The 14052-nt window shown below is 48.3% G+C and carries 11 protein-coding genes and 1 pseudogene; all 12 read left to right on the top strand.

Features of this window, described 5'->3' with window-relative positions:
* The first annotated feature begins 75 nt into the window (after positions 1-75).
* The 12 genes and pseudogenes from ACLTOQ_RS01625 (at position 76) to ACLTOQ_RS01570 (ending at position 13926) form a co-directional block, all read left to right on the top strand.
* A complete protein-coding gene (locus ACLTOQ_RS01625; protein ID WP_337598843.1) occupies positions 76-1128 on the top strand; it encodes a lysylphosphatidylglycerol synthase transmembrane domain-containing protein in 1053 nt (350 codons plus the stop codon).
* A 200-nt stretch (positions 1129-1328) separates the two neighbouring features.
* Entirely contained in the window at positions 1329-3947 is a 2619-nt protein-coding gene (locus tag ACLTOQ_RS01620; protein WP_337598845.1) for a glycoside hydrolase family 3 C-terminal domain-containing protein, read from the top strand.
* Between the two features lie 216 nt (positions 3948-4163).
* A pseudogene (locus tag ACLTOQ_RS01615) lies at positions 4164-4400 on the top strand (TnpV protein); the annotation flags it as partial.
* Between the two features lie 101 nt (positions 4401-4501).
* The gene (locus tag ACLTOQ_RS01610; protein ID WP_055056916.1) at positions 4502-4759 is read left to right on the top strand and encodes an AbrB/MazE/SpoVT family DNA-binding domain-containing protein; all 258 of its coding nucleotides are present in this window, start codon (positions 4502-4504) and stop codon (positions 4757-4759) included.
* Positions 4760-4769: 10 nt separating this feature from the next.
* Entirely contained in the window at positions 4770-5159 is a 390-nt protein-coding gene (locus tag ACLTOQ_RS01605) for a putative toxin-antitoxin system toxin component, PIN family (RefSeq protein WP_227292136.1), read from the top strand.
* 129 nt (positions 5160-5288) lie between these two features.
* Complete coding sequence (locus ACLTOQ_RS01600; protein WP_412318525.1) at positions 5289-5675, top strand: tyrosine-type recombinase/integrase; 387 nt, start codon at positions 5289-5291, stop codon at positions 5673-5675.
* 322 nt (positions 5676-5997) lie between these two features.
* Positions 5998-8586, top strand: a complete 2589-nt coding sequence (clpB, locus tag ACLTOQ_RS01595; protein ID WP_412318524.1) for an ATP-dependent chaperone ClpB — start codon at positions 5998-6000, stop codon at positions 8584-8586.
* A 255-nt stretch (positions 8587-8841) separates the two neighbouring features.
* A complete protein-coding gene (locus ACLTOQ_RS01590) occupies positions 8842-10197 on the top strand; it encodes an MATE family efflux transporter (protein ID WP_412270326.1) in 1356 nt (451 codons plus the stop codon).
* Between the two features lie 141 nt (positions 10198-10338).
* Entirely contained in the window at positions 10339-10611 is a 273-nt protein-coding gene (locus tag ACLTOQ_RS01585) for a hypothetical protein (RefSeq protein ID WP_412318523.1), read from the top strand.
* A gap of 345 nt (positions 10612-10956) precedes the next feature.
* The gene (locus ACLTOQ_RS01580; protein ID WP_055169974.1) at positions 10957-11781 is read left to right on the top strand and encodes a ParA family protein; all 825 of its coding nucleotides are present in this window, start codon (positions 10957-10959) and stop codon (positions 11779-11781) included.
* Positions 11735-12790 carry a ParB N-terminal domain-containing protein gene (locus tag ACLTOQ_RS01575; protein ID WP_412318521.1) on the top strand — a complete coding sequence of 352 codons (1056 nt, stop codon included), beginning with the start codon at positions 11735-11737 and terminating at the stop codon, positions 12788-12790. The genes ACLTOQ_RS01580 and ACLTOQ_RS01575 overlap by 47 nt, the downstream gene beginning before the upstream one ends.
* A gap of 758 nt (positions 12791-13548) precedes the next feature.
* Positions 13549-13926 (top strand): TnpV protein, encoded by a 378-nt coding sequence (locus ACLTOQ_RS01570; protein WP_082430328.1) that lies wholly within the window; start codon positions 13549-13551, stop codon positions 13924-13926.
* Positions 13927-14052 lie beyond the last annotated feature (126 nt).

Genomic DNA, 14052 nt, shown 5'->3' with positions numbered 1-14052 from the left:
TGCTGTATGTGCAGCAGCGTAGCCATGGCGCACACATGTTTTTAGGCGCTGCATGCCTGTAGAATGGAGAGGAATATGAAGGTTCGAAAAAAGGATACGCCTGCAGGCGGACGAAAAAAATATGTTTGGGAGACACTGCTGTTTTTGGCGGTGATGGTGCTCACGCTGCGGTTTTGCTTTAGCGGGCAGAAGCCGCAGGAGATCTGGGCAGCGGTAAAGAGCATGCGGGGAATGAGTCTGGCCGGGGCGGTGGCACTCGGCCTTTTTTTTATCTGTATGGAAGGGACGATCATAAGGATTCTGCTTGGGGCAGCAGGCGGAAAAAGCGGGCTCCTGACATGTATCAGCTATTCGTTTCTCGGATTTTTTTATTCCGGAATCACACCGTCCGCGACCGGCGGACAGCCGATGCAGCTCTATGAAATGAAGAGGGATGGAAACAGCGTCAGCAGCAGTACGGTCGTGCTGATGGTCACAGCGGTGTGCTATAAGCTGGTGTTAGTCTGTATCGGCACATTTCTGCTGATTTTTCAGGGGAAAATGCTGCGGCAATATCTTGGCGGATATTTCGGTCTGTATCTTCTGGGGCTGTTTTTGAATCTGGCGATCACGCTCGTCGTGACTGGAATGATTGTCCTGCCGCAATGGATAATCGCAGGGGCAAATATTTTTGACCGATTGTTCGTAAAACTGCATTTGTGGAAAGCTTCAGAAAGCGCAGACAGACAGGAAAAGGTGCGGTGCTTCGTGCAGGAATATCATCGGGCAGTCCTATTTTTAAAAGAGCATCCTGGGCGGCTTGCGGCAGCATTTTTACTGACCTTTGTGCAGAGAAGCAGCGCATTTGTGATTACCTGGCTGGTGTACTGCGGAATGGGTCTTTTCGGGACAAATTTGTGGAGCGTCGTCTTTTTACAGGCGGCGGTGACGCTGGCAGTGGACATGCTTCCGGTGCCCGGCGCGCAGGGAATTACGGAGCTCGTGTACCGGAGCACGTTTGCACAGATTTTCATCGGAGGGACGTTACCTGTGTCGATGATCGTCAGCCGGGCGGCATCGTTTTATGTGCCGATGGCGGTCGGGCTTGCAACCGTGCTCTGGAGGATGGCACGTAAGGCAGGAAAGTGAAGAAAAACAAATGCGCGAAAATTATATATTTAAAACAAAAAATCATATTCCTGTGAGGGCGGTGCGGTGCTACACTTAGGTCACAGGAAGAAGAATTTCGCCGATGAGAGGATCTCGGCGGAGGAAGGAAAACGCTCCGGCAGTCCCAAGGCGCTATTCCCTTCTGCAAAAAAGGACATGACAAGGAGGAGTGACACAACATGGAAAGGTATCGGGATGCAGGACTTCCGATTGAAGAGCGGGTAAAAGATCTGCTTTCCAGAATGACTTTGCTGGAAAAGATCAAGCAGACAGATCAGTATTTCACGTTTGATTTCACAAAAAAAACGCCGGAAGGACGCGTAGAAGAGATAGAATGGGACGCTATGAAGCAGTCCATGGGCAGCATGAGCGTGGGAAGCGTTCAACTGCGTGGTTGCACGCCGAAGATCGCGAATGCGCTGCAGCGCTATGCAGTGGAGGAAACGAGACTGGGCATTCCTTTTTTGTTCAGCGAAGAGGCGCTGCACGGATTTTATGAGGAAAAGGCGACCTGTTTTCCACAGCAAATTTCGCTGGCGGGCACCTTTGAGCCTGAGCTGGGCAAGCGCATGGGGCATTGCATCGCGGCAGAGGCGAGGGCTTACGGTGTCCATGAAACCTTTAGCCCGGTCATGGATCTGACCAGAGATCCCAGATACGGGAGGGTTGAGGAATCCTTTGGCGAGGACACCTACCTGTGTAGCGAATTTGCACGCGAGATCGTGAAGGGAATGCAGAAAGGGGATATCAGCAGACCGGACAGCGTGGCGGCGGAGCCGAAGCACTATGTGGGGTACGGCACGCCCGTTGCAGGACTAAATTGCGCGCCGACAGCATTCGGACGGCATGAAGTGTTTGCATACTGTCTACCCGTGTTCGAGGAAGCCTTTGTAAACGGCGGTGCATGGAATGCGATGTGCTCCTACAATTCCATTGACGGACAGCCGGTGGCATCTGACAGGGAGCTTCTGACGGATGTGCTGCGGGGACAATACCGGATGCCGGGATTTGTCCGCACGGATCTGACCGCCGTTTCCAGGCTGTACAATGATCATTATACTGCGCCAAGCCCGCAGGAGGCGATCCGGCAGGGGCTTGAGGCGGGCGTTGATCTGCAGCTTTATGATTTTACCCATGAGGAATGGGAGAACGGGATCAAGAGTCTGATCGAAACCGGAAAAATGTCAGAAGCAGTATTGGATCAGGCGTGTGGACGCGTGCTGAAGCTGAAATTTGCGCTGGGACTATTTGAATATCCCTATGTGGACGAGAGTCTGTATGAAAAAACGGCTGACTGCGAAGAGCATCAAAAAACCGCTCTGGAAATCGCCAGAAAATCCATCTGTCTTTTAAAAAATGACAGAGATATGCTGCCGCTTTCAAAAAATCTCAAAAAGATTGCGGTGGTGGGTCCCGGCGCTGCGGAACCCGCGCTCGGCGACTACTGTACCAATTTTGAACCATCTCACATGGTGACAGTGCTGGATGGGATCAGGGAGCTTGTGCCAGAGGAAACGGAAGTCATCTATGAAAAGGGCTGCAGTTATCTGGGAGAAAGGCTCATTCCGTTCCATCCGGGTTGGTTTGTCAGCGAGGACGGAAAGACAGGACTGACAGGACGTTATTACAACGGTTGGAACATAGAAGGGGAACTGGTGGCGACCCGGCTGGATCAGGTGATCCAGTTTAACTGGATTTATGCCAAGCCTCATCCGGATCTGGACGCGAGCCGTTTCAGCGCGGTGTGGACCGGAAAGTTAAAAGCGCCGGAGAGCTTTTGCGGATGCATCGGACTATCCAGCCAGGATAGCATGCGCCTCTATGTGGACGGAGAGCTTGTGATCGACGGCTGGGGACAGGGAAAAGACAGCGGGCAGCTTGTGGATTTCACCTTTGAGATCGGCAGAGAATATGATATCCGTTTGGAATTTTGCAATGACGCCAGAGGCGTGCGGGTGGTATTCGGTTACAACAGAGGCAGGGAAAGCTTTGCGCAGGCGGTGGAGGCAGTGAAATGTGCGGATGTTGCTGTCGTCTGTCTTGGCGACAGCGTTGAAACCTGCGGAGAAAATCTGGACCGGGCGGATTTGCAGCTTCCGGGCAGACAGCTGGATTTCTTAAAAGAGCTGGCAAAAACCCAGACTCCGATCGTGCTGGTGCTGCAGAATGGCAGACCACTTTCTCTGACGTGGGAGCAGGAGCATGTGCCCGCGATCCTGGAATGCTGGTATCCGGGAGAAAAGGGCGGCAGGGCGGTCGCTGAGGTGCTCTTTGGAAAGACTGCGCCTTCCGGCAGGCTTCCCATGTCCTTCCCGAAGTCCGTGGGACAGGTGCCGTGCAACTACAACCGCATGCCGGGCGGCGGCAGAAGGTATGTGGAAACGGACTGGAATCCTCTTTATCCGTTCGGCTACGGGCTGACCTACACCAGCTTTTCCTACAGTGATCTGGAAATCGATGCAAAAGATCTACGCGCGTCCGACGTGGAAGTGGGCGCTGAGGCGACGGTTTCTTTTACGGTGACAAATATAGGAGACACCTTTGGGGAGGAAACGGCGCAGGTCTATCTGCGGGATGAGTATGCCAGCGTGGTAAAACCGAGGAAAGAACTGGCAGGCTTTCAGAAGGTTGCGCTGCAGCCCGGAGAAAGCTACAGGGTATCAGTAAAGCTGGGAACGAGACAGCTTCGGACGCTGAACATGAAATATGAGTGGCATGTGGAGCCGGGCGATTTTACCGTGATGGTGGGAGATAACGCAGCGAATGTGCTGCTTAAGGGGAAGTTTTCGATTGCGTGAACAAAAACTGCCCGGCGGCAGGAAAAGCCGGACAACGCGGTGAACTTACAGGGCGTTTTTTTCACCATTTTGTCTGGTATTGTAAAGCAGTGTCAGATTTGTCGTAAATGTCGTAAATTTGTGGTCAAAAAATGATAAGAAATGGAGAGTGCTAATAATATGAACGCAGGCTACGAAGTGACTGCGTTCATGAGCAAGTAGCGAAGCGGATTGCGAATGTCCACTGTTATAACGTATACAAATGTAAATGGATATCTGATCCCGAATCTCACCTATAAATCCGGTGAGCAGATGGAACAGCTTGGCAAGTATGGTTTTCTTCGCAGAGATTATCTGAAGAACCATCGAAACTCAACGTATCAGGTGATGTTTTTGCAGGATACGATTGGTGAGCATCTGCTGGAAGTGGACAAGGCTGCCAGAGAACGGGAAGAAATTTTTCTGAAAGAATTGATTTATGTTTAAAATCGGATTGATATTTTTTTGTTGATTGCGTATAATAAAAATGTAAAGAAAGTAAAGAAAACAAAGCAATCAATGAAAGGATGATGATTATGGAAGTAGCAAAAATTTCCAGTAAAGGGCAGATTACGATTCCGGTATCTGTAAGAAACAAGTTAAAATTGAGAACTGGCGATAAAATTGTCATTCTTGAAGAAAATGGAAGATTTTATTTTGAAAACTCTGCAATGCTTGCATTTAAACGTGCAGAGGATGCATTCGCTGGCGAAGCACAGAAGGCAGGATTTGAAACAGAAGAAGATATGCAGGAGTATATGAAAGAAATCCGGAAGGAAGTAAGGGGGCGTTGATTTGCGGATAATGCTGGATACCAACATCTTTATTTCCATGATATTCTTTCCTTCTGCACAGACCAGAGAACTGGCAAGAAGATTAACAGAAAGCCATCAGATAGTAGTCTGTGATTATGTGATCGAAGAACTACGGCTTGTAACGGAACGTAAATTTCCGGCAAAAAGAAAATTCCTTGACCGTTTTTTCATGGAATTACCATTTGAACTGGTCTATACCCCAAAGGAGCTGGATTTGAACGAGTTCCCGGAAATGAGGGATGTAAAAGATTCCCCAATACTTGCAACAGCAATTATGGAAGGCATAGATGTATTTCTGACTGGGGATAAAGACTTTTTGGTGTTGGATGTCGAAACACCAGAGATTCTCACAATGAAAGAATTTTTGGAACAATATTAAAAATGAATAAATGCAAAGTAAGGCGTGAGTCATAGAAATGTGGCCCACGTCTTTTTCTTTGCTCTGAAAGGAAGTGATGAATATAAACAAGAAAGGAATGCGTTCCGTAAACAGAGAGAGCTGAACCTGATGCTTGGTTTAAAGAGTAATGTGGAGATCGGTGGACGTAGTGGATTCATCTTCAATACAAAGCATGGACGTCCGGTCATGCCGGCGGGAGTGAACAGCTTTCTGAAAAATATTGTTAATGCTTATAATAAGAAAGAAAGCAAATTGGCAGAAGAAGAGAAGCGAGAGCCGGAGCTGATGCCGCCTATTTCATCGCATACCCTTCGTCATACGGGATGTACCAGACTGGGTGAGAACAATGTCAATCCCAAAGTTATGCAGTATGTGATGGGCCATTCAGATGCACAGATTACAATGAATGTCTACAATCATATTGCAGAGAAGTCTCACGTGGAAAATGAGATGTCTAAAATGAACCTGCCAGAAACCGTACCTGCTATGGTATAAATCATAAGTTGTTGTCGTAAAATGTGGTAAGAAAATCAGACGATTATATTTTTCCAAGAATTTGTCGTAAAAATGTGGTCAAACCAAGAAAATCGAGTGCGAAAGCAAGTGAAAAATCCCTGTGAAGACTATAAAATCAAGGTTTCACAAATTTTTCATAAAAAATTAGCACTCAAGTGTTGACGTGGCTAATAGCTGGTGTTATAGTAGGATTCAGATGAAGTGTTATAGCTTCACTAGAACAAGCAACAGCGGCCGGAAGGTTCCAATAGAGGAGCCGAATGGCGAAACCATGATAGATTGAGTAAGGAGGGAGCTGTGTATGAACATTTCCAAATTTACCCAGAAATCCGTAGAAGCAGTGCAGAACTGTGAAAAGCTTGCCTATGAATACGGCAATCAGGAGATCGAAGAAGAACATCTTTTATACAGCCTTCTGACCATCGAAGACAGCCTGATCTTAAAGCTGATCGAGAAGATGGAAATCCAGAAGGAGCATTTTGTGGATCGCAGCAAACAGGCGCTGGCAAAGCGTGTAAAGGTGCAGGGCGGTCAGGTTTATATCGGCAAGGACTTAAATCAGGTGCTGATCCATGCCGAGGATGAAGCAAAACAGATGGGAGATGAATATGTTTCTGTAGAGCATCTGTTTTTGTCCATGCTACAGTATCCGAATAAGGAGATCAAGCAGATCTTTACCGAGTATGGCATCACGCGGGAACGTTTTTTACAGGCATTGTCCACGGTGCGCGGCAATCAGAGAGTCGTTTCGGACAATCCGGAGGCTACTTATGATACATTGGAGAAGTACGGACAGGATCTGGTAGAAAAGGCGAGAGCCCAGAAGCTCGATCCGGTCATCGGCAGGGATAATGAAATCCGTAACGTGGTTCGGATTCTTTCCAGAAAAACGAAGAACAACCCGGTTTTGATCGGTGAACCCGGCGTCGGCAAGACCGCCGTTGTCGAAGGACTGGCACAGAGAATCGTGCGGGGCGACGTACCCCAGGGGCTGAAGGATAAAAAGATCTTCGCACTGGATATGGGTGCACTGGTAGCAGGTGCCAAGTATCGGGGCGAATTTGAAGAGCGTTTGAAGGCAGTGCTGGAGGATGTGAAGAAGAGCGAAGGGCAGATCATTCTGTTTATTGATGAGTTGCATACCATCGTCGGTGCGGGCAAAACAGACGGTGCACTGGATGCCGGCAACATGTTGAAGCCTATGTTGGCGAGAGGCGAGCTGCATTGTATCGGTGCAACGACACTGGATGAATACCGCAAATATATTGAAAAGGATGCCGCTCTGGAACGTCGTTTCCAGCCGGTGCAGGTGGATGAGCCTACCGTTGAGGATACCATTTCCATTCTGCGTGGCTTAAAGGATCGTTATGAGGTGTATCACGGCGTAAAGATTCTGGATAATGCATTGGTAAGTGCCGCCGTTTTGTCCAACCGTTATATTTCTGACCGGTTTTTACCGGATAAAGCCATCGACCTGGTGGATGAAGCCTGCGCACTGATCAAGACCGAGATGGACTCCATGCCTGCGGAGCTGGACGAGCTGCGCCGTAAGGTCATGCAGATGGAAATTGAGGAGGCTGCGCTGAAAAAAGAAGATGACACCCTGAGCAAGGAGCGTCTGGAAGCACTTCAGAAGGAGCTTGCGGAGTTAAAGTCCGAGTATAACAACCGCAAAGCGCAGTGGGATAACGAGAAGAAGAGCGTAGAGAACCTTTCCAAGTTAAGAGAAGAGATCGAAGCGGTCAACAATGAAATTCAGATTGCACAGCGCGAAGGCGACCTGGAGAAAGCTGCAGAGCTTTCCTATGGCAAACTGCCGGAGTTGAAAAAACAGCTGGAGCAGGAAGAAGAAAAAGTAAAGAAGGAAGACCTTTCCCTGGTTCACGAAGCGGTAACCGATGAAGAAATCGCCCGGATTATTTCCCGGTGGACAGGTATTCCGGTTGCAAAGCTGACAGAAAGTGAGCGGAATAAGACGCTGCATCTGGATGACGAATTGCATAAGAGAGTTATCGGTCAGGATGAAGCGGTAACGAAGGTGACGGATGCCATTATCCGTTCCAAAGCGGGTATCAAGGATCCCACCAAGCCCATCGGTTCGTTCCTGTTCCTCGGACCTACCGGTGTCGGTAAGACGGAGCTTGCAAAAGCGCTTGCGGCGTCCCTGTTTGATGACGAGAACAACATGGTACGGATCGATATGAGTGAGTACATGGAGAAATACTCTGTGTCCCGTCTGATCGGAGCGCCTCCCGGATACGTTGGCTATGAAGAAGGCGGTCAGCTGACAGAAGCAGTCCGCAGAAAGCCCTACTCAGTTGTCCTGTTCGATGAAATTGAAAAGGCACATCCGGATGTCTTCAATGTTTTGCTGCAGGTGCTGGATGACGGCCGGATTACGGATTCCCAGGGCAGGACCGTGGACTTTAAGAACACGATTCTGATCATGACCTCGAATATCGGCGCAAACTATCTGCTGGAGGGCATCGATGCGGACGGCACGATTAAGCCGGAAGCAGAAGAGCTGGTAACGAAGGATCTGCGCGGTCACTTCCGTCCGGAGTTTCTGAACCGTCTGGATGAGATCATCCTGTTCAAGCCTCTGACGAAGGATAACATCAGCGGTATTATCAATCTGATTGTCGCAGACTTGAATCATCGTCTGGAAGATAAGCAGCTTTCGATCGAACTCAGCCCGGATGCGGAGCAGTTCATTGTAGACAACGCATATGATCCGATTTATGGCGCGCGTCCGTTGAAGCGTTATATCCAGAAATATGTGGAAACGCTGTCTGCAAAGCTGATCCTGGCAGATCAGGTACAGATGGGTGACACGATCCTGATCGCAGTGGAAAACGGCGAGCTGGTCGCAAAGAAAAAGCAACAATAGAATGCACGCTCTGCGAGTATTCTATTGTCATGAATAAAAGGAAAGGACAGTCAGATGACTGCCCGAAAGAAAGCAGCGTTGCGTTTAAAGCTGCAGACTGTAGAAGCACTCGGCAGGAGGAGGTTTCTCCTGCCGGGTGCTTTTTCTCTTTACAAAATCAACTCCTGCGAGTATTGTGATAGATACGGGTCGAAAAACGGCCTGAAAAGCGCATAGGAATGCAGATTCTGTGAGTAGAAAGGCTTTTGCAGGGGAATGGAGAGAAAAAAGAAAACAAAAGCAATAGAAATGACAACAGGTTCGATCTGGAAGAACCTGTTTTTCCTGAGCTGCCCGCTGGTATTTTCCCAGGTGCTGGAAGTGCTGTTTAATATGAGTGACGTAGCGGTGGTAGGGCGCTTTTCGGACTACCGGGCGCTGGGGGCGGTTGGTTCGACAACGCTTCTGGTCACGCTGTTTACCGGCTTCCTGATCGGAATGGGCTGCGGTGTCAATGTGCGGATGGCGCATGAGCTGGGTGCAAGGCGCAGGGAATCCGTGATCAAAACCGTGCATTCCGCCTTTGTAATTTGTCTGATCGTCGGTCTGCTTGTGGGTGCAGCCTGTTTTTTCTTTGCAGAGGGACTGCTTGGAATTCTGCATACCAAAGAAGAGCTGATGGACAGTGCTGTTTTGTATCTGAAAATTTATGCACTGGGCATGCCGGGTATGGCACTGTATAACTGCGGCAACGGTATACTGAGCGCCACCGGAGATACGAAGCGTCCGCTGCTATATCTGTCCATTGCAGGAATTGTAAACGTTATTTTAAATCTGTTTTTTGTTATCGTGTGCCATATGGCAGCAGAGGGCGTGGCCATCGCCAGTGTGATCGGACAGTATTTATCTGCACTTCTGATCGTGATTCATCTGCTGCGACGGACGGACGACTGTGGGCTGCACCCTTCGAAGCTCAGACTGGATCCAGCCTGCGGAAAAGCGATCCTGGTGCTTGGCATACCCACCGGGATCCAGAATGCCATCTTTGCTATCGCAAACCTTTTTGTGCAGTCCGGCGTCAATTCCTTTGATGCGGTGATGGTGTCCGGAAATGCAGCTGCAGCGAATGCGGACACGCTGATTTTTAATATTATGGCAGCGTTTTATACCGGCTGTTCCAGCTTTATCGGACAGAACTGGGGCGCTGGCAACCGGGAACGGATGAAAAAGAGCTATCTCGTCGGGCTGACCTATTCCTTTGCGGCAGGTGCGATCTTTGGCGGACTCCTGCTGATTTTCGGGCGACAGTTTCTGTCGCTGTTTGCGACGGAGCCTGCTGTAATCGATGCCGGAATGCAGCGTGTGAAGATCATGGGATTTTCTTATATGATCAGTGCGTTTATGGACTGCAGCATCGCAGCCTCCCGAGGAATCGGAAAGAGCATTGTGCCGATGGTCATCGTTATTTTAGGCTCCTGTGTGTTCCGGGTGATCTGGGTGTATACCATTTTTGTATGGATTCATACGATTCCGGCGCTGTACTCCCTCTACTTTTTCTCCTGGGCGATTACATCTGTGGCGGAGGTGCTCTATTTCAGGCACAGCTTTCGGCAGCTGGAATTTCAGAGCTGAGTTCGGGGACGAGAACCGTCAAAATCCGGTAGTTCTTCTGCAGACAGATAAGGTTTTGGCGTTGCTGCGCCGTCCTTTCCGAATGCTAGAGGGCTTCTGCTGCATAGATTAAAAAGAAGGAACCGGAAAAGGCGGTTTTCCATGGAACATCTGGAACATAAAAAAGAGAAACGAAATGAAAGGGCAGCAATTCAACTGGGACTTATTCTGGTTGGATTGCTGCTTTTTGGAACTGCTGCGGGAGGGCAGCTGACAGGGGAGGAAAAAAACGGGAAGGAAAAGGCAGCAATACAGACTTTTGGCGGCGTATCCGATGCAGTAGAGCCCAAAAAGATCGCCCTTACCTTTGATGATGACGTTATAATAGGACTAAGTCAAGAGATTAGCTATAAAGAAGCGGTTTCTATGATTTAGTCCTATTTTCGCTATTCTAAGGAGAGTAGATAGGGCAGCGCTGTTATATTAAAATCTTATAGTGAATAGCCGGGATCTGTCAATATTAGGGATATTGGCTGATGTCGTTATGACCAAAGCAGGGCTAAATCTAAATTCCATGAAAATGGGATACTTGATTTAGCTCTGCTTTAATTTCTATCGGGAGGAGGCAAGTGCTTAACCCTATTTTTATCCAAGTGCATATAAAATATGTTACCCATAGGTGGCCGCCAAGGTACAGCAAGCCTGACCTTGGCTCGCTGCCTGCATGAGAATCTAATGTAACCAAAATAACAAATTCAACAAGAGAAAGGAAGCAAACGTATGGGCAAGGTTTTAGGAATTGTAAACAGAAAGGGCGGAGTAGGTAAGACCACGACTGCCACAACCCTGTCATATCTGCTGTCTAAGGAGGGCTGTAAGGTCGCATTGATTGACTTTGACGGGCAGAGGCACACAACAAAACTTTGCGGAGTGACCGCACCAGAGCAGCTTTCCGTGACAATTTATGACATTTTGAAGTGTATCGTGATGAACGAAGAACTGCCGGATAAAGGGTCCTACATGATAAGGACAGAGACAGGAGTAGATTTAATTCCGGCGAATAACAAGCTGGATAACTTTGATAAGCTGATGTGTGATACTGATTTTGCAGAATACAAGCTGAAAGAGTTTGTGGACACCATTAAGGAGCAGTATGACTACATCCTCATCGACGGGATGCCTAAGATGGGGACAGCCATGATAAATGTGATGATATGCTGTGACAGTCTGATTATTCCGGTACAGTCGGAAACGCTGGCAGTAGAGGGAATGGCAGAGTTTCTAAGGGCTTTCCACAGAATCAAGAGCCACGCAAATGCCAGACTGGAAATCGAAGGAATCCTTATCACCATGGATAATGAACGGACAAGGGTATCAAAGCGTGTGAAAGCGCAGTTACAGCAGGCACTTGGGGAAAAAGTGCGTATCTTTACGAACAGTATTCCCCGGTCTATCAAAGTGCCAGAGGCTGTAGAGTATGGTATGACGATCTGTGAGTATGAACCGGATAATCCGGCGGCGAAAGCCTATGAAAAATTTGTAAAGGAGTTGATGGAAAATGGCGACCAAAACACCAAAAATACCGGCAAGAAGCACATTGCTTAATTCTTCTCTGGACGGTATGGACGACCTCTTTGATTTCAAGACAAAGGAAGACTTAAGCCAGCCGGAGCAGGAAAACGGCGGAACGGGAATCACGGAAATGGACTTTGCTGTGATGGAGCCGCTTCCAAATCATAAGTTCAAGCTTTATACCGGACAGCGGCTTTGGGACATGGTAGACAGCATCCGTGAGTTTGGTATCTTAGAACCGCTTATCGTGTGGGTACATGACGGAAAAAACACGATTTTAAGCGGACATAACAGACAGAATGCAGGAAGCATCGCCGGACTTACCAAAGGTCCGGTCATTATCAGGGAAAATCTGACCTATGAAGATGCCATTCTGATTGCGACAGAGACAAATCTGCGCCAGCGTTCCTTTGATGATTTAAGTCCCTCTGAAAAGGCATACTGTCTGAAACAGCACTATGATGCAATCAAAAGCCAGGGGAGGAGAAATGACCTGATAAAAGAGATTGAAGAGTTCGTAAACCCGCATGAAACCGGGAAAAACGGGACTTCGTTGGAAAACCCAAAGAAGTCAGATGCAGGAGCAGCCGTCAGCGAAGAATACGGATTAAGCAAAGACCGTATTGCACGGTATCTAAGGATAGCAACACTTATCACACCGCTGCTTGACTGTCTGGATGCAAAGACACTTGGTTTTGAAGCAGCCTATGATATTTCATTCGTGAAGGAAGAAATGCAGCCTGTGATTGCGGAATTGATTGTGAATGATAACTGCCGCATAGATACAAAAAAATCAATACTGATACATGACTATGCTAAGAAAGGCAAATTGACAGAGGAACTGTTACGGCAGATCATTACCGGAGAAAAAACGAAGGCTGCAAGGAGTGGCAGCCCGAAACCCATCAAAATCAAGGAGACAGTCATCAACAGATTTTTTGGCAGGGAGCAGAGCAGAAAGGAAATCGAGGATACGATTGTAAAGGCATTGGAGTTTTATTTCGCTCAGAGCAGCGAAAATCCGGAGCAGAAGGTTGGGTAGAGAAACCTATCTTGCAGACCTGTACCGCCAGTCAGTACAGGCACTGACACAGAACAGGACAGAGTGGATGGGGCTTTTGTCCAGTGTGTCAAAATACTACAAGATGTCCTTTGACAAGAACGTGCTGATTTATGTGCAAAGACCGGATGCGGGACTTCTTGCAACGAAGATGGGTTGGGAGAAGCAGACCGGAAGATATTTGAAAGCCGGTTCCAAAGGCATCGGCGTTGTGGATATGAATAATCCGAAAGCCACGCTTGCTTATTATTTTGACCTTGCAGATACCCGTGGCGACTATGAGGGTTTTCGGAGAGCCATGAGTGCGGTCTGGTCTTTGGAGAGGCAGTATCAGCCGGAAATATTAGACCGTTTCCATAAACAGTTTGGGACAGACGAGAATAGTATTGAAAACTGTCTCTGCCAGCTTGTCGGTATGCAGGCGGATGCGTTTTTTGAAAAATATCTTTCCCGTGTAGAGGTAAAGGATGAGAACAGTGTACTGCATGGACTTCCTGCCGGGGCAGTGCAGGCAGAGTTTGCAAAACTTGTATCAGACAGTGCAGCTTATATTGTTTTCAAGAAATGCGGAATCAAGGCAGAGATTTTTGAGGAGACAGGGGCATTTGAGAATATCAGCCATTTTGGAAGTCTGGAATTGTTCATGGGACTTGGGTATTATACCTGCGCCATAGCAAGATCGGTATTGTCAGAGATACATAAACAGATTGAGGAAATCAAGGAAGAAAGGAGTCAGAGATATGAGCCGAGAACCGTTAGCGAAACTGGAATACACGAAAGGGGAGGACGGGATGCTGTATCCGAACCTTCAGATATCCGTGAACAAGGAGTACGACTTAAGACCGACAGGGATGTTCGGGAGAAGATGGAAGGACTACATGATGTCGAAGTACCCGCAGAGACTGTCGGAGTTGATCGCACTGGGGCAGATAAACGAGCTGATAGCCAAGGTGGACGAGGAAGCAGAAGCGAAGAAAGAAACGCTGATTCAGCAGCTTCTGGAGGCACAGCCGATGCCGGAGACCGAGGATATGCTGGAGAGAGCCGGACACATGGAGATGATAACCAGACAGGCGGAGGAGATCATCCTGCACGAAGTAGTGTACCAGTTAAGATAGCAGAAAAAGAGGAAGCGGCAGAGCCGGAGCCTGTAAAAAAGAATACCGAAAAAGCATCAGAGGAATCCGAAGCGGAACATGCCGCAGAGGGTTCCTCTTTTCATATTCCGCAGTCAGCGACAAAAG

This window comes from Gallintestinimicrobium sp. (genome assembly GCF_046968865.1).
GTDB classification, from domain to species: Bacteria; Bacillota; Clostridia; order Lachnospirales; family Lachnospiraceae; genus Gallintestinimicrobium; species Gallintestinimicrobium propionicum.
Note: the sequence above shows the minus strand (reverse complement) of the source record. Positions and strands in the feature narration are given on the sequence as shown.